Origin of the sequence: Paenibacillus sp. LjRoot153, from assembly GCF_964253085.1 — a bacterium.
Taxonomy (GTDB): domain Bacteria; phylum Bacillota; class Bacilli; order Paenibacillales; family NBRC-103111; genus Paenibacillus_E.
The window spans coordinates 3,272,772-3,294,224 of sequence record NZ_CAXUQH020000001.1 but is presented as its reverse complement, the minus strand read 5'-3'; the positions used below and the strand labels follow the sequence as shown (position 1 = coordinate 3,294,224).

Annotated in this window: 18 protein-coding genes; 8 read left to right on the top strand and 10 right to left on the bottom strand. The window is 46.9% G+C overall.

Annotated features, from left to right (window positions below; all coding sequences use genetic code 11):
- Positions 1–74 precede the first annotated feature (74 nt).
- The 3 genes from ACSQ8P_RS13690 (at position 75) to ACSQ8P_RS13680 (ending at position 6,274) form a co-directional block, all read left to right on the top strand.
- Positions 75–1,631: an SWIM zinc finger family protein gene (locus tag ACSQ8P_RS13690; RefSeq protein WP_436235700.1), complete on the top strand. Its 1,557-nt coding sequence runs from the start codon at positions 75–77 to the stop codon at positions 1,629–1,631.
- Entirely contained in the window at positions 1,628–4,597 is a 2,970-nt protein-coding gene (locus tag ACSQ8P_RS13685; RefSeq protein WP_436235699.1) for a DEAD/DEAH box helicase, read from the top strand. Before ACSQ8P_RS13690 ends, ACSQ8P_RS13685 begins: the two co-directional genes overlap by 4 nt.
- Positions 4,598–4,819: 222 nt before the next feature.
- Positions 4,820–6,274, top strand: a complete 1,455-nt coding sequence (locus ACSQ8P_RS13680) for a stalk domain-containing protein (RefSeq protein WP_436235698.1) — start codon at positions 4,820–4,822, stop codon at positions 6,272–6,274.
- Between the two features lie 108 nt (positions 6,275–6,382).
- On the opposite strand, the gene ACSQ8P_RS13675 is transcribed toward ACSQ8P_RS13680, so the two are convergent.
- The 5 genes from ACSQ8P_RS13675 to ACSQ8P_RS13655 all read right to left on the bottom strand — a co-directional run bounded on the left by ACSQ8P_RS13675 (position 6,383) and on the right by ACSQ8P_RS13655 (position 11,473).
- The gene (locus ACSQ8P_RS13675; protein ID WP_436235697.1) at positions 6,383–7,276 is read right to left on the bottom strand and encodes a glycosyltransferase family 2 protein; all 894 of its coding nucleotides are present in this window, start codon (positions 7,274–7,276) and stop codon (positions 6,383–6,385) included.
- A 13-nt stretch (positions 7,277–7,289) separates the two neighbouring features.
- On the bottom strand, positions 7,290–8,090 hold the full coding sequence (locus tag ACSQ8P_RS13670; RefSeq protein WP_436235696.1) for a glycosyltransferase: 801 nt from the start codon (positions 8,088–8,090) through the stop codon (positions 7,290–7,292).
- Positions 8,091–8,153: 63 nt separating this feature from the next.
- A complete protein-coding gene (locus ACSQ8P_RS13665) occupies positions 8,154–8,750 on the bottom strand; it encodes a hypothetical protein (protein WP_436235695.1) in 597 nt (198 codons plus the stop codon).
- 284 nt (positions 8,751–9,034) lie between these two features.
- Entirely contained in the window at positions 9,035–9,745 is a 711-nt protein-coding gene (locus ACSQ8P_RS13660) for a hypothetical protein (RefSeq protein WP_436235694.1), read from the bottom strand.
- A 228-nt stretch (positions 9,746–9,973) separates the two neighbouring features.
- Positions 9,974–11,473, bottom strand: coding sequence for a DHA2 family efflux MFS transporter permease subunit (locus ACSQ8P_RS13655; RefSeq protein ID WP_436235693.1), 1,500 nt, complete (start codon positions 11,471–11,473; stop codon positions 9,974–9,976).
- 144 nt (positions 11,474–11,617) lie between these two features.
- Between ACSQ8P_RS13655 and ACSQ8P_RS13650 the strand changes: the two genes are divergently transcribed.
- A complete protein-coding gene (locus tag ACSQ8P_RS13650) occupies positions 11,618–12,271 on the top strand; it encodes a TetR/AcrR family transcriptional regulator (protein WP_436235692.1) in 654 nt (217 codons plus the stop codon).
- Between the two features lie 4 nt (positions 12,272–12,275).
- Complete coding sequence (locus tag ACSQ8P_RS13645; RefSeq protein WP_436235691.1) at positions 12,276–13,115, top strand: helix-turn-helix domain-containing protein; 840 nt, start codon at positions 12,276–12,278, stop codon at positions 13,113–13,115.
- A gap of 750 nt (positions 13,116–13,865) precedes the next feature.
- Here the strand turns inward: ACSQ8P_RS13645 and ACSQ8P_RS13640 are convergent.
- A complete protein-coding gene (locus ACSQ8P_RS13640; RefSeq protein ID WP_436235690.1) occupies positions 13,866–15,299 on the bottom strand; it encodes a HEAT repeat domain-containing protein in 1,434 nt (477 codons plus the stop codon).
- A 285-nt stretch (positions 15,300–15,584) separates the two neighbouring features.
- On the opposite strand from ACSQ8P_RS13640, the gene ACSQ8P_RS13635 reads away from it, so the two are divergent.
- Positions 15,585–16,478 (top strand): AraC family transcriptional regulator, encoded by an 894-nt coding sequence (locus tag ACSQ8P_RS13635; protein ID WP_436235689.1) that lies wholly within the window; start codon positions 15,585–15,587, stop codon positions 16,476–16,478.
- 200 nt (positions 16,479–16,678) lie between these two features.
- Here ACSQ8P_RS13635 and trhA read toward each other — a convergent pair whose 3' ends face one another.
- From trhA to ACSQ8P_RS13615, 4 genes are all read right to left on the bottom strand, one after another.
- Positions 16,679–17,323, bottom strand: coding sequence for a PAQR family membrane homeostasis protein TrhA (trhA, locus tag ACSQ8P_RS13630; protein WP_436235688.1), 645 nt, complete (start codon positions 17,321–17,323; stop codon positions 16,679–16,681).
- Positions 17,324–17,622: 299 nt separating this feature from the next.
- A complete protein-coding gene (locus ACSQ8P_RS13625; RefSeq protein WP_436235687.1) occupies positions 17,623–18,291 on the bottom strand; it encodes a hypothetical protein in 669 nt (222 codons plus the stop codon).
- Between the two features lie 169 nt (positions 18,292–18,460).
- Positions 18,461–19,087: a glycerol-3-phosphate acyltransferase gene (locus tag ACSQ8P_RS13620; RefSeq protein WP_436235686.1), complete on the bottom strand. Its 627-nt coding sequence runs from the start codon at positions 19,085–19,087 to the stop codon at positions 18,461–18,463.
- Positions 19,084–20,178 (bottom strand): glycosyltransferase family 2 protein, encoded by a 1,095-nt coding sequence (locus ACSQ8P_RS13615; protein ID WP_436235685.1) that lies wholly within the window; start codon positions 20,176–20,178, stop codon positions 19,084–19,086. The genes ACSQ8P_RS13620 and ACSQ8P_RS13615 overlap by 4 nt, the downstream gene beginning before the upstream one ends.
- A 173-nt stretch (positions 20,179–20,351) precedes the next feature.
- On the opposite strand from ACSQ8P_RS13615, the gene ACSQ8P_RS13610 reads away from it, so the two are divergent.
- Positions 20,352–20,606 (top strand): hypothetical protein, encoded by a 255-nt coding sequence (locus ACSQ8P_RS13610; RefSeq protein ID WP_436239521.1) that lies wholly within the window; start codon positions 20,352–20,354, stop codon positions 20,604–20,606.
- 36 nt (positions 20,607–20,642) lie between these two features.
- Positions 20,643–21,395, top strand: a complete 753-nt coding sequence (locus ACSQ8P_RS13605; RefSeq protein WP_436235684.1) for a hypothetical protein — start codon at positions 20,643–20,645, stop codon at positions 21,393–21,395.
- The last annotated feature ends 58 nt before the right edge of the window (positions 21,396–21,453 follow it).

The window sequence follows — 21,453 nt, the reverse complement described above, 5'->3', positions numbered from 1 at the left end:
AATTTACAAGTTAGTCCTGACATTTTATAATAGAGACATGTGTTCTTATCGTTGGTTTCTAAAGGAGTTTACTCATGTCTTCTACACCTGTTTTAAATGATGACCAATGGCCGAAATTGCTCGAATATGTAGCTGAAACGTATAACGAAGTTACGCTAAGTCGGGGCTTTCATTTCTATAAACAGCAGATGGTTACGTCTCTGAATATTGCAACAGAACTTAGGAAGGTTAACGCCGTTGTGGAAGAGTTTGGCGAGAAATGTCAGGTTGGGATTGACCTGAATCTGTTGAAAGCAAGCTCCTGCACCTGTCCTGTTAAGACGGCCTGTAAACACGTCGCTGCAGCTTTGATGGAGCTGGCAGATCGCCAAGGCTATCCAGCCTCCCAAATCATGAATGCCAAGATGGCGCTGAAACGAGTAGCTGCGCAATCCTCTAACGTGTCTACGTTGGAGCAACTGCCTGGGATGACTGTAGATGGATGGCACAAATTCATGGAGCATTACACCTACCATCTCAAACCATCCTACGATCAATGGAACTATGTTGAATTGCTGCGGGGGCAATTTGCGAATCTCAAGCGTACACCGATTCGGTTCTCCGAAACGGATCTGTTTTATTTCGAATGCCATCAGCGGCTGTTCATTTTGCGTAAAATCATTGAGCAGAATGCCCAAGCTGGTGTCACGTTCTACACGGCTGCAACCGTCTATCATTTGAGTGATGAGCTGGATGAGTGGTTGAGAGAAACGGCTGATTCGTTGGATGACGGGCAGCATGGGGAGAGATTCACACAAACTACCGCTTATCTTCGCGCGCAAATGGCGATTGAATCACCAAAGAAGCTGCACCACTTCAGGGTGTTTACGACGTTCTGGGCTTATCATGTTGCAGCTGAGGAACGCCTGATAGCCTCTGAGATAACCGCTTTCGAAGAGATGGAAGCAGCAGATCTCTCCTTTTCCCTATGCGCTGGCCGAGCCTATCTGTATCTTCGACAAGGAAGATCCCATCTGGCCTGGGATACCTTAGCCTCACACGCGACATTCAAGGAAGCGCCCACGATTCTGTTCGTACCATACCTTGACTACATGAAGCATGCTCAGGATTGGCAAGAGATTGTTCAGTGGTTGCGAAGATTGAGTTCTTTCTATCATGGAAAAAGACATCTCGAAGTCGACGTCTACGTCTCCTACTGGAAGCTTGTCGTCGCTGAACGGCCTGAAGCGGAGCCAGACATGTGGCAGTCGTTAGAAGAGCTTTTGCCAACTACGTACCGGATCATTGAAACCCTCTACTATGAGAAGCGCCAATGGAAGCCGTGGATCGAAATGCAAATTGCACAGGGCTACGACCCTTTTACACATCGAGTGAATGTGCTGCAGCCCATTGAGAAGGAGTCGCCTGAGCTACTACTACCTTATTATCATCAAGCGGTGGAGCACTATATTCGGCTCAAAAATCGTCATGACTACAAGGCAGCAGTACGGCTGCTGAAACGTTTGGAAAAGGTATATAAAAAAATGAAGCAACCCGAACGATGGGAAGCGTTCTTCACCCGATTCGTCAGTCGGTTTAGCAGGCTGCGTGCCTTGCAAGAAGAATTGAAGAAAGGGAAGCTGCTAGAATGAGCACCAAACTGCACGAAATGTCGTTATGTATGTCCCTAACGGATAGTGGAGATGCCTTGCTCTGGGGCTTCAAAGATGGCCGCGATGTCTCGGGTGACCACTTTCGTAAGCTCTTATTCACGTGGCATGAGCCTTCGCTCTATGGCACTTTACTAGAAACGCAGCAAGCTGGCGAGCTTGTTGTGACGATTCTCCCTGCGGAGCAGGTTCTTGCCTTCTTTGCCGAGCCCAATTTCATGGATATTGTGAGCTGGGAAATGGGCACTGAATCTGCAAAGATGATGTTACGTGTTGCTCCACTTCTCTATGAAGCTGCTCAGAAAGGGCTCTATTTACCCAGCTATGAGGACTTCCGCAATGGTCAGTTAGTATGGACTTGGGATCGAAATGCGGAAGAACTGGCAGACGTGGATTGGCACATGCTGGGGAGCATGGATGACCTTGGCGAGGCTGGTTTGCGCGCCGCCTTTTCGGCTGCCGTCGTAGAAGCACATTATGCAGATGCGACTGCAATGGCCGATTTGCGTCGAGATTACCCGGCATTGTTTGCGACGAATCGGAAGGCCAACATCGCGGACGATTCTCCCGCTGCTTTTACGGAGAATGAATGGCTCTCTGCCATGGGCTGGCGACCAGACTTAGCACCTTTCCGCCCTGCTCTGCAGCTGCTTGAGCCCGATGAGCTTGAAGAAGACTGGCGGTTGCGACTCGTACTGCAGGACAAACATGACAGTACCCTTCTGACCCCGATCAGGCTGCATGTGGATGGAACTGCTTCAGGCCAATGGGCGTCGGAGTGGACGCCGCATGTGGTGGAGCGTGCTCCCGGCTGGGTAACGCGCTTATTGGAAGCACTGCCTCGCATGGCCGATGATGGAGAACTGCTCGCTCATCCGATGAGCGATGACTCGGCCTGGACGTTCCTGACCAAGGACAGCCGCATTTTGCTGGAGGATGGCTGGAACGTCATGCTGCCAGCTTGGTGGGAAGCCGCAGCGAAGCGGAAGCCTCGCCTCAGTGCCAAAGTCGCTGCAGAAGCAGGTAGCGGTGCCGGCGGCGGTGGCGGTGGCAAAAGCGAGTCCTTGTTCGGCATGAACTCGCTCGTCAATTTCGACTGGCGGATCGCCATCGGAGATTCCGAACTGAGCGAAGCGGAATTCAACAGCCTGCTTACCCGCAACGAACGGTTAGTTCGTTTCCGAGGGCAGTGGATCTATTTAGACCCTGCCTTCTTAGAACAAATCCGCCGACTCATGGACAGCATCGATCCAGCTGAGGGCTTGTCGCTGCAAGACATTTTTCAGCTGCATTTGTTGAGTGAGTTAGAGCGGGATAAGGTAAAATCCTCCTCCTGGGACGGCGATCATCTCGATGAGATTGATCCTGAAGAGGAAGCTCGCTTACAACTAGAAGTGGAGTTGAACGGACATCTACTTAAGTTAGTTCGACAGCTAGGACAGCCTTCCGATCTAGAGCTCATCCCCGTGCCGCAAGGGCTTCGCGCCGAGTTGCGCGGCTATCAGCACCAAGGGTTTACTTGGCTAACCTATCTGAGAAAGTTCGGCCTCGGCGCTTGCTTAGCTGATGATATGGGACTTGGTAAAACCGTCCAATTCATCACGTATTTATTGCATCACAAGCCGGTTTCTGAGCAGCCTGCGTTACTGATTTGCCCTACTTCTGTACTGGGTAACTGGCAGAAGGAGCTTGCGCGTTTCGCACCTGAACTTACTGTTATGCTGCACTATGGGAAAGGTCGTTTGGGCGGAGCCGCACTGGATGATGCTTTACAAGGAGTCGATATTGTCCTGACTTCCTACACGACAGCACTTATGGATCAAGAAACTCTTCAGCCATACATGTGGAGCTCCCTCTGTTTGGATGAAGCTCAGAATATTAAAAATGCCCAAAACAAGCAATCCGCCGCCATCCGCTCATTGAACGCTGTTCATCGTATTGCCCTTACGGGTACGCCGATTGAGAATCGATTATCAGAGCTGTGGTCCATCTATGACTTCCTGAATCCAGGTTATCTCGGAAATCAGCGCGGTTTTCAAGTTCGCTTCGCGAATCCGATCGAGAAACATCAGGATACGGAACGGACTGCGCAGCTTCAACAGTTGGTTAAACCATTTATGCTGCGCCGTAAAAAGAAAGATCCTGCCATCCAGCTCGATTTGCCGGATAAGCTGGAAATGAAGGTCTACATCAACTTGACGGCAGAGCAAGGCGCGATGTACGAGCAGACCGTCAAGGATTTGATGGAGCGCATGAAGAAGCTAGAGGGCATGGAGCGCAAAGGCGCGATCCTTGGCGCTTTGACACAGCTGAAGCAGCTGTGTGATCATCCGATGCTGCTCACGAAGGAAGCGGAACTGGCGGAGGGAATGGCTCAGAGCGAAGAAAGCCGCGCTGAGTTGGTGTTGCGCTCGGCGAAGCTGGAGCGGCTTGTTGCGATGGTCGATGAGCTCCGCGACGAGGGCGATTCGTGCTTGATCTTCACGCAGTATGTGGGCATGGGCCGCATGCTGGCGAGTGTGCTCTCCGCGCAGCGCGGAGAGCCGGTGTTCTACCTCAACGGGAGCACGCCGAAGCAGGATCGCGACCGCATGATTGAACGGTTCCAAGCCGCTGACGGCGAAGGACCGAGTATTTTCGTGCTGTCGCTGAAAGCCGGCGGCGTCGGGTTGAATTTGACCGCGGCGAATCACGTGTTCCACTTCGACCGCTGGTGGAATCCCGCGGTCGAGAACCAAGCGACCGACCGCGCGTATCGAATGGGCCAAACGCGGAACGTGCAGGTCCACAAGTTCATCTCGCTCGGCACACTGGAAGAGCGGATCGACGAGATGCTCGAAAGCAAAATGAGCCTCAGCGACAACGTCATCTCCTCCTCCGAAGGCTGGATAACCGAGCTTTCGAATGATGAGCTGCAGGATTTGTTTACACTGCGGAAATCTTGGTAATTGGTAGTGACATTGCGATGAAAGGGTTGTCTCCGTGTAGATTCATCTACGGGAGATGGCCCTTTTCTGCGTCGTTGCAGAATGGCGGCGGCCTATGCGGCCAACTCTCTCGACTTAGTTCCCTCATGCGTCTTAAACACCACAGCTCATCCGAATGTTATACTAGACGTATATAATTCATCAAATTTCGACATCAACTTTCACAAAAGGAGACCCAACCATATGTTTCAATTGAAACTTGTCATACCAGCAACTTCCCTGCTCCTGACTGCAGCACTACTCTTGGGCAGTACACCAGCATCCGCAGCCTACTCACCCTCCGTTAACGCATCTACGAAACTCGTATATGCTTCCGGCAAAAACTTCACAGTCAAAACGGTCACGGTTGACCTTACCGATCCAATGCTTGAACTTGTTCCTGCTTTAGCAGATGGTGGTATCGGACATGACGACGCTATGCAATCCATCGTGGAGCGAGAGAACGGTGTCGCGGCGATTAATGGAACATTTTTCAATGCCTACGAGTCTGATCCATATATTCGCTACCCCAACGGGACGCTGCTGAAGTCTGGTGAGCCGATGCATTCTGGGGAAAATCAGACGCTTTTTCTAAACAAAGATAAGGTGCCTGACATACAATTCGTCAATCTCGACATTGCCATTCGCACCAGTGAAGGCGGCGGTACTTACACCATCAACCCATGGGGTATTAACAAATATTACGGAGACACGAGCACTGATCAGATTGTCTGGTATACATCGGATTTTGGCCGCTGGATCGGCTTCCCGAATGGTACCAAAGTGGTGATCAGCGATGGACTTGTCACACGGATTACGCAGGAATCTGTATCGGTCCCGGATGGTGGCTATGTTTTATTCGTCGGCAACAGCGCCAATAATAAACAAAACGTCCTAACCAAACTGGACGTAGGTGACAGAATCACGAAGGATATTCTTGCGAAGGGTGAGGGCGGAAGTAATCTTGACGCCAAGACCTGGCTGTCCGCCATCGGCGTAGGTCCAAAGCTCGTAACAACCGGCGTCTCGGATATCAATGTGAGTAGAGATGGCTTTACAGATCCGAAAGTCACACAATCCTCCGCGGCAAGAAGCTTCGTTGGGATTGACGGCTCTAACCGCCTAGTGATGGCCACAGTACCTAGCGCCACCTTGTCAGAGCTAGCTGCGATTTCGATTGCGCTTGGATTGAAAGAAGCGATGAATATGGATGGCGGCTCCAGCTCCGGACTTTATGCGAACGGCACCATGATGACCTATCCAGGTCGAAAGCTTAGCAATGCTCTTGTCGTTCGCAAATTGGACAAGCCTAAAGTACAAATTGATATTAACGGACAATATATCTCGGATTTTACCGGCTTCATCGATAAAGAAACAACTGTTGTACCTATTCGTCCTTTTATCACAGCAATGAACGCCAAATTTACCTGGGATGCGTCAACGCGAACAGCCACGATTACTAATGCTGGCGTTACGTTGAAGCTGCAGGATGGAAGTTCTGTCGCTACTGTGAACGGAAAATCCGTTTCTGTCCCTGTTCCCTTGCAAATCATGGGTGACAGCCGGATGTATGTCCCGCTTCGCCTCGTTGCCGAATCGCTCAAAAGCACGGTCGACTGGAACAGCAAACTGTACCGCGCATCGGTGCGCTTGCCTTAATTTCATCCTATAGTTACAAAAAAGCTGGCAGTTCAAACATGAGAAAATGTTTGAACTACCAGCTTTTTATTATGAGATGATCTGGCTCTAATCGGCATTAGAACTTCCTCACAGATTGGAAATGATGGCTTCGATCTTTTTCTGCTGTTCGTTGATTTTCGGAACATATTCCGAAAAAGACGGTGACAATTTATCTTCAGCTAGCCTATTCAGTTGTAACTCAAGCGCAGCCTTGTACCGGTCCGAGTCCTGTAAAAAACCTACCTCTCTTGCACATATCGTCAATTCGCTCCAATCTGCAAATGAAGATATGCCGAGAGTGCTTTGATTTTGTCCGAAATGAATGCGGAAATAACTGAGAGGTTCAGGTAAATAGACGGCGTTGCCCCGAACAAGAAGCGAGAGCCATGTCGCCAAATCATTGAGGGTCGTAAACTGTCTGCCGCAAAGAATGCCGAACGGTTCTTTTAAATCCCTTTTTCGAAAAAGCACAGTAGTCGGCTCTCCGATCACATTATGTCCGTCACTCAATATGTCATCGCCAAAATCAATTCCGTTCAACACCGTCGTCTCATTGTACAATCTTCGTGTTGCATATACAGCAGATCTTTCGTTCCCGGATCCATCGATCAATTGGCGGTAAGAAGTAACTAGCGCGACATCCGGTATCTCTAGATAGCATGCCATCATTCGTTCAATTTTCTCAGGGTGAAACAAATCATCATCCATTAAATAGTTCACATATTCACCAGAGGATAGTTCATAACACTTGTTCCAATTTTTAACAAATAGCACGGTGTCGTTTTTAACATACTTGATATTCGGATATTGTGCCAGATAGGGCTGCATCATAACCCATACGCCCATGTCCGTGCTATCATCACATATGATGATTTCAATATTTGGATAGGTTTGATGAATGGCACTTTCTAGCGCTAACTTCAAATAATGGGGCCTGTTATAAGCAGGGATCAGAATACTGACAAGCGGCTTCCTTTCCATATCATTCCTCCATTTACTGGGTCGTTGTTTCATTATCTTTTCGGAGAACTTCTGGCAGTTGACCAGTAAATTTAACTGCTCTTTTCCAAACATACGGGTGTGTGGGGTGAAGATCTTCGCTGCCTTCCGACCAACTCAACCACTTATTGTAGTACCAAGCTTCACGGTCAAAATCTAAAGCATGGCCCCACGAATTAATTTTGCGGTATACCTCTTCATCACCAAGTACATAACTTCCGTGATAACACAACGAATCGAGTACTTTGATTTTCGCAGAGTATCCTGAACCGCGATGGCTAGTAAACCAAATGTTGCGCTTGCAGTTCATAGCTATATTAGGACGATAACCATATACACTGGATCCCGCTTCATTTACCAAGATGTAATCCCAAGATTTCCAGAAACTGCACCAAGGGGTTTCATAACAGTCATAATCAGGTTCGCTGCTGATCGTGTCAATCATCCTTGCATAATCTTCATTAGTATAGAATTCATCTGCATCTTGAACGATTAAGAAATCAAATCCATCCTCTCTGGCTTTTTTCAGACAAGCGTTCCTCTGGTCGTGTTCCCAGTCCCAAACCCCGTGAATGATTTCTATTTTATCAGCGTATTTAGATTGCATTAATATATTAAGATCGGCAGTGTTTGTCATGACGTCTCTGGCTTGAGGATTGTAACTCCACGGGACTTTGCTATATGCGACGTAAATCTTTTCAACAAATGGATCGCAATTTTCTAACATCTTTAAAATAAATTGCTTTGAATCAAATAGGAGAATATGTGCCGCAAATCTTTTAGGCGTTGTAACCACTATTTTCAACCACCCTCACCATGAAGTTTATCTGTTCCAATTTCCATAGAAACAGGATAACGCTTACTGTCCTGAATTCTGTTTATGATCCATTTGTTTCGAAAACATGCTCATAAATGTAAAGGTTTCTCCTTTAATTGGATGAATCCAATAATAATGAGGAGCTATTTTTGCCGCCTTCATTTCATCGTAAGAAATAGGTTTTACAGTACGCACGTATTGCAGGCTTTCATCATAATTCCATGGATACTCCCGGCACTTTCCTCCATATTTCATAGCGAGTGTGGCATAGAGCATTTCTTCCATTGCAAAGGTATCCGTTGCCGCCAACAATTGCTCGAGTTGATTATAATCGGTCTCATCCAGTATTTTCCTAACTATGGAACGGCGATAAACTTGTGCGGGATTAAAATAGCGTACAAAGTAGTCTGTCTGGAAGAACGGTTGCCAGCGATGCCATTCATTCCACAGCGTAACCCCCGGATAAAATTGCGGATTATCATGTACTGAACGTTGTATTTGCATATGAGCTCCCATGCAATCATAGCCTTCCATTACCTCTTCGATGAACGACTCAAAACCGTGCTTGATAAAAAGCACGTCAGAGTCCAGATTAATGAGGTAATCGTACTCAATGTTCGTTTCTTCCAGCCAATTCATAACATCATATAGAAATCTGCCTAATTTTCCGTATTGTAAGGGCCTGCTGTACGGACAAATGGGAATGCCTTGGCAACTGCCGAAGTCCTTATTTGTCCCTCCGTTGTATAGTACAATCCTGGCATTCGGAATGTAATGTCGAATATTTTTTAATTGCTCTGTTAGCACACTTTCGTTCTCATGTGCCAATATTGTAAAACAAATCATATAGGATCACATCTTTCAAGATAGATTGAACCAGCTTAAGTAATCGATTCGAAACCCGTGTGTCGCTGCCCGTTGTTTTAAGTAAAATTGCGGTGAATATAGCTGCCATGTTTATACGATATGCGCAAATATTGATGGTTTCTCATCCAGGAGTCCACCCGTTTCTCGAACAATTCACCTCCGTATACCGGGTATCTTTGCGATGCCGGATGTTTTTCATTGTAGATGCGCGCTCTGAAGTCCTCCGTACGAATCAGATAGCATTGATCCGAAAATCCATACCCCAGATAAAATTGATCATTCTCCTCTAGAGATTCCTGCTTCGCATACTCGTAGCTAAAGTTCCAGGTCGGATTTGCAACTTTGATTCTGGGGTCATCTTCCATATTCTGAAGCGCTGGCTCCACCCATTCGAGCGGCCCCGCTAGGATCGAATCACTGGAGAAATGGAGCAAATAATCCGCCCTGCACAAGTAAATAGCGACGAGCTCGGAAATGGAATAATAATAGCCTCCGTTAAAACTGTCTTTATCGATTGAAAAGAAGTCCAGCGCCTCACTTGCATAACGATCAACGAGGGTATAGGTAGTGAGCACGCCACTTTGAACCAGCTTGTCGGCATAAAAGCTAACCTCTTCTGGATCGTTCACGTTATTGATGTATAAAACTGCTTCCTTGAACTGAAACCGATTGTAGCGAAGATTTGTTTCCAGACGCGGTGTTTGAAGAAGGTGACGCCAATCCTTTTCATAGCATTTCGTCTCAAAGGTCACGTTCCACCGTTTCATATAACGCCTCCTTTCTCAGACACTACGAAAACCTTGCTCATAAGATATGCCCTGGCAGGTCCGCCTGCAACGGCTAGAACCCCATAGTTCATCCAATAATTCCCAAGAAGGGGCTTGTCTATAATTACCAGTGCTCCATGGTACAAAAAAGACAGCCTGTAAGTAGAGGGATCTACTTACAGCTGTCTTTTGGTATCTAACATATATGGCCTAACCAATCAATCTAGCTTAGTGCAAACCTTCTAACGCAACGTCTGCTCGTGCTTCTTGATGTGCTTCCGTCTTGCCGCGGCGTAGGAAGAATCCGAGAACAACTCCGCACATCGCGATAATCATCATACAAGTGAAGGTATACCCGAATGCATCAGGAGCTACGGATAGCATCGACTTTTGCATATCTGCAGGGGAGCTAACTGGCAGCTTCTGCTCGGTAATCAACGTTGTCACACGTGAAGTTAAGATCGTTACAACGATCGCAACACCGAAGGAGCTGATAACTTGCTGCATCGCACTTGTCAACGAAGTAACTCGGCTGACGAGGTCTTGCGGAGCTTTTTTGATCAAATGGGAGTTAATTGGCATCATCATGAGCCCCATACCGGCCCCAGCCATCGCTAGTGGTAGAATAAGATCCGTTCTTTGCGTGCTCAAATCCAAATGAGAATACTGGAAAATTGCCCCGGAAACCAAGGTAAGACCGATAACAACTAACCAACGAATTCCAATTCTATCGAATAAATAACCGCCAATTGGCATCATAAGTCCAGACGCGATCGCTTGCGGGAACAGGGTCAAGCCGGTATCAAATGCACCGTAACCACGGGCTTGCTGTAGGAATTGCGGGAGAAGGAATATCGCCCCAAACATACAGAATTGGATCACCCATTGAATGAATATACTAAAGGAAAAATCGAATGATTTGAAAACGCGAAGCTCAAGCAATGGAATTTTCGTTCTGAGCTCAACAATGACGAAGGCAATCAAAGCAACGGCGCCAACGATGATACCACCAAGCGCTTTATCGGATGTCCAACCTGAAGCACCTTGGGAAATACCATAAGATAGCGAAGCGAAAGCAATCGGACCCAGGATCATACCTGGAAGGTCGAAGCCAGCAACTTTTTTACGTGCCACAACAGGTAATTTCCACAATCCGAAAATAAAGCTGAAAATACCTACAGGCAAATTAATGAGGAAAATCCAGTGCCAAGAATGGTATTCGACTAACCACCCAGACAAGATTGGCCCAATAGCTGGCGCTAATAAAATAGGTACGCCTAGCATACCCATGACTTGCCCGATTTTGTTAGGCGGACTAAGTCTGTATACATACGCCATAGCGACTGGCATCACGAAGCCCCCGCCTAAGCCTTGCAGTACGCGGAAAAAGATCAACATTTCTGCCGTGTTTGGTGTTGCACATAATAGTGATGCAATTGTAAATAAAAGTACGGACGTCAGGAAAACATTTTTTGCTCCAAAACGGTCAGATAACCACCCCGCTAATGGAATTACCGCAGCGGATGCCAGCATATAACCAGTTACCGCCCATTGAATTGTAGGTAGATCTGTTTTAAAGTCAACCACTAACTTCGACAATGCAACGTTCATTGCTGTCGTGTCGAGGATAACCATGAATATGCCCGTAATAATAGCAATTAGCGGCACCAGAATGCTTGTAAACTTAAATTCCGGCTCTGTTCCACCGGATACAGCTGTTTGACTCATTCCTAACTCCTCCTTAGACAATTTCTCTCTTCACGTGTTACAATATTTACAGGACAATTGTCCGCTACCCCATATTACGGACAATTGTCCGCAAAGTCAAATGATTTTTTCATGGACGATCTCTCTACCAGGAGGCACGAAAATATGAAACATCCAGAAGATCATCATCAAGAAATCTGTGAACTTGTAAAGGATGCAATTTCACCAAGCAGTCGCCGTGGCGAACGTGATACGGAGTATCGTCGTCGCATCCTTTCTGCTGCTCGCACACTTTTAGAAACGAATGATATAGAATCCGTCACGATGCATCAAATTGCGAAGGAATCCGGTGTGGGCCAAGGAACCTTATACCGCCGTTATACGCATATTGGCGATGTGTGCAGCGATTTGATTAAGTCAACGACTACGCGGTTTATTGATATGCTTGAGGAAAAGTATACAAAAGTTGATCCTGTTGGACCAGGACTTGCGCAGCTATCCGCTTGTATCCATGATGTCATTGATTTCGTCGACGAGAATGTCACTCTCTTGTCCGTCATCTCTTCCATGCATGCGGACAAACGCAGCATCAGCATTCACAAAAAGCCCTTCTTTGTCAGACTTCGCAATATCCTAGCTCCACTCATTCAACATGCCATTGAAAATGGCGAGATCGAGGACATTGATGTCACCTTGACGGTCAATACGCTTCTCATTTCCCTTTTTCCGGAACAGTATTTGTACCACAAAGACGTACTTGGTTATACGAAGCAGCAGTTTACTGATGGCATATGTCGACTATTTGTAAAAGGAATATAAATGGATGAAATCAGATATGAATGCAAGTCAGCGTACCTTTTGGAAGAAATATATGGCGAAAGCGAGAATTGATGTCGACTATGCAGCGTACACGAAAGTCACACGAAGCTGGAACGATGAGATCCCCGCGTGTCCTGTCAATCGGCTGTATTTTATTATGGAAGGCGAAGGTTTTCTTAAAATAGGCAATCAAACCTACTATCCGCGTCCTGGCGAGCTCTACCTTCTTCCTGCTGGCAGTGACCAAGCCTATGGCACAATTAGTGAGGATACCTTCGGTAAGTATTGGTGCCATTTCACTGCGAAAATCGGTGATCTGGATCTCTTTCAGATTTTGCACACTAGCCCATCGATTGTCGTCAAGGACACGTTAGCCCTTGGGCAAACGTTCGAGAAGTTGATTGCTCATCGTCGAAGCGATGCTTTATCCGCCGAATTTCGGGTGACGGGCATCCTTCATGAACTAATCGCGGATTTCATCGATGGCAATGCTGCCGTGAAGCTGAATTTAGCTACGACCCCAACCCACGAGAAAATGAATGTTGTGCTGCGCTACATGGAGCAGCATATGGCGGATCAGGTTTCGATTGAAACGCTGGCCCAGCTCGCTCATTATCATCCGAATTATTTCATCAATGCGTTCAAACAATTTACGGGGTACTCCCCGATCCAATATATGAACCATTTGCGCTCCGAAAAAGCCAAAGATTTGCTCCTGACGACGGAGATGAATGTCTCCCAAATTGCCGATTCCTTCGGCATGGAATTATCGTATTTCTCCCGGATGTTCAAGGAGCAGACGGGATTTAAACCAACAGCGTTCCGCGATCTGCGGCCGCGGTGAGTTTGGGATTCAGTTGGTTGACTGCAACGCTCGATGTACCATTAGCCTCAGCCACACAAGCATAAGCACCAACACCAACACCAACACACCCAACACCAACATCAACACCGCCGCCGCGCCACTTTTAACTGTAAAATAGGTAGTTAATTTCTTATAAAACTAGCATAGAAGTGAATTAGATGGACAACCTCCATCTATTTTCGGGAGATTTGCCATTTTCGGCTGAATATGCCTGAATTAGCTGTATGTTTTCCATTTATTTCATTTCAATTGATGTTTTTGAGTAAATTAACTGTATGTTTTCCATCTATTGGTGGGCGGAGGGGCTGGGTTACTTGGGTGAGCAGGTGTTTGGGAGGACTGGTTACTTAGGAGTGCTTGGTGTTGAGAGGACTGGGTTGCTTGGGTGTGGTAGTTACTTAGGAGTGCTTGTTACTTGGAGTGCTATTTACTTGGAGTGTTGGTTGCTTGTGCAGCGGGCTTGGAGTGCTAGTTACTTGGGAGTGCTGGTTACTTGGAGTCCTAGTCACTTAGGAGTGCTGGTTACTTAGCAGAGCTACTTACTAGGTAGGAGTAATTTCTTGAATGAACAGGTGATTGAATAAGTAGATTAGTGGTGGTTGTGCTACATTCGTACATTGAAGGAGCTGTCAACCGTAAGTGTAACCGAGCCAAATGCGAGGTTACACTCCCCCATAAACAACCAACCCCCATCACATTGATGGGGGTTGGTTGTTTATGGTTAGTACCTTACGGATAAAACGCGTTTTTAGCGGTGGTCGTTGGACACCAACGCGCGCCTAACAGGAACTTAATGAGTGTGTCCTTCGCTCGCTCCGTACCAACGTAGCGCAAGGATTCAGCCGCATGCGCACGCACGTAGCGGTTCTCATCATCCAGTGCGATTTCCAAGTGTGGAATCGCTGCCTCGGCACTTGCCCCTAAACGGGACAAGGCCAAGCTGGACATGAACCGCACCTGCGCACTTTCATCCCGCAGTGCACTCCCTAAGCATTCCACCACTTGATCGTGCCCTGATTCCATAAGACCAAGGGCATCCACAACTGCGCAGCGGATCGTCTCCGACGGATGCTGCATCAAGCTAACAAGTGCAGGTACTGCCTCGCTGGCGAATCCTCTCAATTCTCCAAGCGCGAACACTGCATGCGCGATGACCTCTTCGGAATTCGCTTCCGCCCCTTCTTTTGGACCCGATTCCAACGCTGCAATTAATCCGCTTACTGCCTCTCTACCCGCTACGGATAAGCCATAAGCCGCAATTCGCGACACATTTTTATCCTCGCTATGAAGTGCTTGAAGCAATGCTTCTACACCACTTTGACCGCTTGCCGCAAGCTCGTATGCCGCATTAATGGCTTCGGGCTCGAAGCAGCTCAACCCCGCTGACAATTCCTTGATCCGCTGCGGATCAGAAGTAATCGTATCAGCCAAACTGCCGACTTGTCCCGACAGCCAATTCCACGTTTCTTCCCACATCAAATCATGCTCAGCGATCGGCAGCTGCAACCCCTCCGGTTTGCGCCATCCGCTTTCTTGATTGTTCCAGCTTGGCGATTGCGGAAGCTCGGTCCGCATAAATTCAAACTTCAACATGTAACGGGGCTGACCCAACACATTCGGAGTGGAGCGGTGCCAAATATCATAATGTATCAGCGCAAACGTCCCCGCTTCCCCACTCGCCAAAATCTCTGCCTCTTGTTCATTCCCTTCAAAAGTACGAGATTCATAGTTTTGCGTACCTGGAAGTACGCCTGTCGGCCCTAATTCCACAGGTGTATCCTGTGGGAAATACATAATCATTGCCCATTGCGGGTGATGATTGCGCATCCTTTTATAACCCCAATAGCTATCTTTATGCCAACCGCCGGCTACGCTAGAAGCATTGAAATGCCCATGGCGATGCGCATGCATCATATAATTAGGTCCCAGCACACTGGTTAACGCTCCCGTTACAACGGGATGATCGAAAACTTTCTGCAGCTCGCGGATTCGTGGTAATAGATTGTTTCCTGGATTGCCTTCCTCGGTGTACACCGTGTTCAACTGCTCTACCAAACTTTCATGAAATTCACGTGGAAAAGCTGTTTTGAGAATCAGGCAGCCATTCGTAATAAACGATCTCATTTGCTCATCAGTCAATAATAAGGGTGTATTGCTCTGCATTGTCTCTGCCTCCTTGGCAAGTAAGGAATGTGTGAACCATGCTTTTATTATATGAATGATGATTCGGACATTAAATAAACAATCTTAATCCGTGCTAGCACAAAATTAAGGTATTATTATCAACCTAGTTTAACATTGGCGCACCAATACGCTTTGCATATCTCTCCTATTTTGGTATAAAGTTAAGATGAAATCGAATAATTGCTAGTCTTACACCCAATTTCCTATCCAATCTTGTGATCGAAAGAACTTTTTATACATTTTCAAGAAAAGAGATGTTACGCGATGACTTACCCTCAGGATTTAAAAGAACGAACGCCGCTTTGGGACAGCAACTTCCCTATCCGATTCTATAGAAACCAACCCTCTCCTCTTGCAAAGGATGATACTATTCTCAATTTGCATTGGCATGAGCATTTTGAAGTTATCGATATGCAGGTAGGTAAAGCGGTGTTTCACATCGCCAGTCGACCCTACGAGGTCAAAGCTGGCGATCTACTTTTCGTTCCTGCTGGTGCGCTGCATGTGGGCTATAGCTTGGAGCATGAACCGATAGAATATGTAGCAATTGTGTTTAATGCATCTTTGTTACGAGTGATAAATCCCGATCCGATCTATGAAAGATATATACTTCCGTTCCTGGAAGGACGCATTCTCCCACCCGCTATGCTAAAAGCAAATGATGAGCAGGCCGCCCCCTACCGCCGACTTATTCGTGAATCGACGGTTGAATTTGAACAGAGATATCCCGCTTATGAACTAGTGATCAAGCATAATTTCCAGCTGTTGTTCACCTTGCTTGCTAGGCAATTTCTACCGGAGAAATTCGTTGCCAAACCTATGCCAGCGCGTCATACTGAAGCGTTCAAGCCATTAATTCAAAAGATGGAAGCGCAGCTATCTGAGCCTCTATCCGTGGAACAAGCAGCGCGAATTGTGAATCTGAATCCGTTCCATTTTTGCAAAACCTTCAAAAAACTAACCGGACGCACTTACATCGACTATATGAATTGGCTGCGAATAAATGAATCGGATCGTTTACTTCGTGAAACGGAATGGACTGTAACAGAAATTGCCGAGCGAATCGGCTGTGGGAATGCGAACTATTTTACGAAGCTTTTCAAGAAATATCGAGGCTTCCCTCCCTCTGAGATACGTAGAAAACAAGAAAAAACTTAGCTGTACTTGCAAACGTCAAGGCGAACATGTAAATGCGGCACGGCCCATATGAGGAGCACAATGTTGGAGGGAACTCTTCTTTTGGAGCTAGCGGGAAGAGATCTTTTTGGCAGGAAATATGTGAAGTGGCTGAAGGCAAGATGACGAAGGCTGAAATATTGGATCAGTAGGAGTTCAGCCTTCATCGCATCGGTCCTAGCTTATAGAAGCGCGGGCATGACGTAACTATAGACGGCAATAAAGTGGCAGATACTTCCCGCCAGTACAAACAGGTGCCAGATCGTGTGATGGTAGCGTAATTTGTGCCAGAGGAAAAAAGGAACACCGCCAAGGTAGCTCATTAATCCGAGCCCTAGCCAAGTAAATGCCATATGAGGCAGTCGCACATAAAGTGGCATAATAAAGAGCATCATGAAGGCTCCCATGCCTAAATACATTAGCAGCCCCCAAGGCATAAAACGTTGAATGATAATATGCACATACCTTACACCGCCGAAGGCTAGCGCCCAAATGACGATCAGCAGCTCACTCGCAATGCGGCTATGCCAGGTAATGAGCAGGAAAGGCGTATAGGAACCCGCCATGGCGATGAATATCGCCGCGTGATCCAGCTTCTCGAAGCGTCTCCCCCACATGGGTGAGCGAGCACCATGCAGCAGTGTCGAGGACACATACAGTAGGCAAAAGGAAACTCCGAACACTGCGTTGCTCGCCGTGTACAGCGAATCTTCAAAAAGCGCAGACCGCTGCAAGAGCAAGATCAGCCCATAGACGCTTAAACACACGCCAATCCCATGGCTAACCGTGTTTAAGCGTTCTTCTTTTCGTGCAAGTTGATCCTCCATGGGCCAAGACACTCCTTTCGCGTGTTTGTACTAGTTTTTCCCATGGAGGTGGCGCGTATGTATGAAATGTAGTGCGGCGGTGAGTACACTTGCCACTGCTGCGCCTGAGTTAGTCGGTTTCACTGACTAACTCCACTCCAATTGCCACTCCTGCTCGCGAATTAGTCGGTTTCACCGACTAATTCCAAGGCAATTGCCACTCCTGCTCGCAAGTTAGTCGGTTTCACCGACTAATCCCACTCCAATTGCCGCTGTTATACGCAAGTTAGTCGGTTTCACCGACTAACAAACCACTTCCCTCAGTTCTTACCATGCAAGAGGGTTACCGCCTTTTCAGTAAACATGAACTTATGACTTCTGGCTAATCCACCACCAATGGGTAAAACTAATCCTTTCTCTACTAATTTGCGTAAAATTTTTCCACATGCATCTCTTTTAAGCTGCAACCACTGGCTCACTTCCCTCACTTGAAACGGCTTATTACATAGCATGGCAAACCTCAAAACCTCCCGCTCATACACCGGTAGCTCGAGCAACCAAGCTCCTTGCGTGTTGCCGAATCGGCCTATCCATTCGTACAGATTTCTTTGGCAGAAACTCGGCTTTTTCTCGAGCTCATCTCGACTATATGGGAAATACGTGTAACCGAGCATCGCAACGGATCGAGCACGTGCCCTTTCGAATGAGAAGCGATCTCTCGTAATTTTCTCTGCGTGCGTGACAAAACTGTCTTCCTCGAACACGATCCGCAGTTTGGGATGACACACGTCCCCAAATATCTTCATCCCTGACAAACTTATCATTTCAAATTCAAGTTCCAAACCTTCAAACGTTCCCAATACAGGCAACAGCACCTCCTCCATAAGTTTCTTCGTACCCGTCAGATCCCTTCGCAGCATTTCCAGTCTCTGACCTTGTGCAAGTCGAACTTGCTCATTCCAAAAGATTTCATACTCCTTCTCAAACACGCCAACCGCCTCCTTAAAAAATAAAACGCCGCCAACTCCTACAAATAGGAGCTAGCGGCGTGTGCTTCACGCTTTATATGATTGCTTCTTCACAATATCAAAATCTAGAACACTTCGCAAAACAAATATGATTCTCCTCCTGAGGGATCGCGTTATAAAAACGTACATTTCAAGGCCGAGTTCCTGAGTGCTCCTTCTTCTTTTTAAGCAACAAAGCAGTCAACTCTTTATGATGCTTGAACATGATGAGAAGTGTATTACCTACCCATATCCACAACAGCATCGCCGCCGCATCCCTCACGTACAGATAAACGCCCAAAAGCAGCATCCCGATTACAACCTGCTGACCATCTACCTCCGACGATATCGGTTTCCATTTGTTAATGACCTTCATCCCACCTAGCATGACTGCCAAAATAATCGCTAACGCAAGTGACACTTCAAACTGTGTCAATCCGCTCCAAACGCCGAAAGTGACGGCGATGGCTTTGCCCCCTTTTCCACGCAAAAATGGCGAAAACGCATGCCCAAAAATTGGCGCCAATCCGATAGGAATCAAAGCATATCCCGTCATCCCGCCAACTTCCACTGCCAATAGAATGATGAGATACCCTTTGATAAAATCGAGCAATACCCCCGCAATGCCCAGCCGATATCCCGCCGCTTTCCACAAATTAAGGGCACCTGGGTTGCCGTCCCCGACGGTTTTCAAGTTTTTCCGAGCTAACCGACCTAACCAATAACTAAACATGAGCGCACCTGATACAAAAGCACAAATCGTCCAAACGATGATCATTGCTTTCGCCTGCTTCCTACTTTGACGTGCCGCCCTTTCCAGGCCACATGCCCTAGAAATACGACCTGATACATCGAGTACAGCATGACCATAATGAAAAATAACGTGGACACAATGTGTAGCACAGGCGTAACAATGCCGAAAATTCCAACGTATTTTACAAAATAAAAGAGCTGTGCCATGTACAAGAGGTAGCCGATTAAAAGCGGAATGCCCCATGATGTCGTTAGGAAAAAAGGGAAAGCTGCTGAGAGGATCAGCCCAATGACCCAAATCGCGGTAAGTGTAAGGGTACCTGCTTTGAGTTTAGATGTGCCTAGGACAGCGCCTTTGCCGAAGCCTTGGATCTGACTTTTTAACCCCTGAGGATACATCCGAAAAGAGACTAGCCCATAACCGATAAAATTGTTCACTAAGATGCCTGCCCTTGCATACGTAGCACCGAGATTCAGGTCATCCAGCATTTCCGATTTGATGCCTTCATGGCCTTTGACCGATTCGTAATCTTCCCTAGTCGTTAAAATACAAGACCCATAGAGGCCTTTCTGATTATTATTTTTCTCAAAAGGAGACGTAAACGCAAATACACCGAGCACATTAAAGATGAGCGCTAGTCTCTCTCTTAGATTCTCCGTGTAATGGTAGGGAACGATTGACAATACTCCACCTAATTTATTCCGCGCTTTTACCAAACATTCTAATGCCCGCGGTGCAAATCGAATATCTGCATCCAGGAAAGCAATGAGATCGCCGGTGGCGTGGGAATAGCCGTTCCATACGGCCCAGTTTTTGCCCGTCCACCCGTCAGGCAGCTTGGGATTGGAAATCACGGTAACACCGTAATCTTTAGCGATTTCCTTCGTGTGATCCTCCGAAAAATCATCCACCACGATGACTTCATAGGGTTCCAAGGTTTGAATTTTCAATGCATGAAGAAGGTGAGGGAGATTGTCCGCTTCATTCCTAGCTGGAATAATGATAGACAACTTAACTTCATTCAGAGCTTGATCGGTGCTGCGGGGTATCACTTGTCTTCTGAAGATCATGAAACCAGACAGACACCCTAGGACACATATGACTAGCAACGCCATCCTTGGAACTCCTCCTTCACATCACACTGTTAACGGATCCTGAGCGAGACATTTTCCGATCCGGGAATACAGGCTATATAGATGTATATGAAAGATCAATCGCTTCTCATGCGAACAATTCACTCGGTATGTTATAATATTGCTTATCACTTACTAGGAGGCATACCTTGCCTATGAAAATCTATGTCATCCTCTCTTTTGATGGGGAAACACTTGAGAATGTTTATGTCGGTCCCGACGAGGAAAAAGCGCTCGCGTTTAAACCAGCTGATTTTGAAAATTGCGATGCACTCTTTGTGGAAATTTGGGAAGACGGGGAAAAGACCGATGATTTCCGTTTAGAAGAGGAAGAATTGGAAGACGATGATGAGCAAGAAGAGGACACAGAATTAGATAAAGAAGAAGACAATGAGGAAGAAGTGAAATAAACTTCCGTCTATATAGAATAGAAAGGTTGATTACATATGGCTTATGCGTTCGCGATTGAACCAGCTGCGTTTACTCGTTTTGATGAAGAGTCCGAGCTGATCGAGCAATGTAAAGAATGGGGTTTAGTTTCTGAAAAAGCGGTAAAAGCGAAAGCCTTCTTCTATAAAGGGAATAGCCTTAATATAGCATGCAATATCGTCGGTCTCGTGGATCCCATGACGGCTGTCATTGAATTGGATACGAATCAGCTGCACTGCATTCATCCCTCCTATTTGAAGGAAATGCAGGCTGCGAACTATAGCCAGCGTGGTGCGGCTCTAACTGAAGATGCTGCCGTAACGGACGAATTGGAGACTGCTGAGCCGGAAGAAAAGCCAGCTAAATCAGCAAAAAAGGTGAAAGCTGAAGTTATTTCTGAAGATGGACAAGCAGCTCCTGCTGAGAAAGCGCCTGCTAAGGAAAAAACGAAAAAAGAGAAAGCCCCTAAACTGGAGCTTCCTGAAGAAAAAGTGAAAATGAAGGCCACAGTTACCGAGTTTACGACCGTACCGAACAACTTCTCAGACACCGATGATGAAGTTATCATCTATGAAGCTGTATCCATTCTGGATCCAGCAATTGAAGTCGGCACCGCGTGGTCGAGCCACAGCGCAACGCTCAAAAAGCTCGAGCTCGCCGTCGGCGACACCGTCATTTTCGAGTGCAAAATCGTCGCGAAGAAGCTGAGCAAGCATCCGGTGCCTTATAAGATCAATAATCCGGGGAAAATGCAGAAGGTAACGGATTAAGGAACTGATAGAGCTTCAGCCCCTTGTGGGGGCTGGAGTTTTTTGTTGGCGGGGCGGC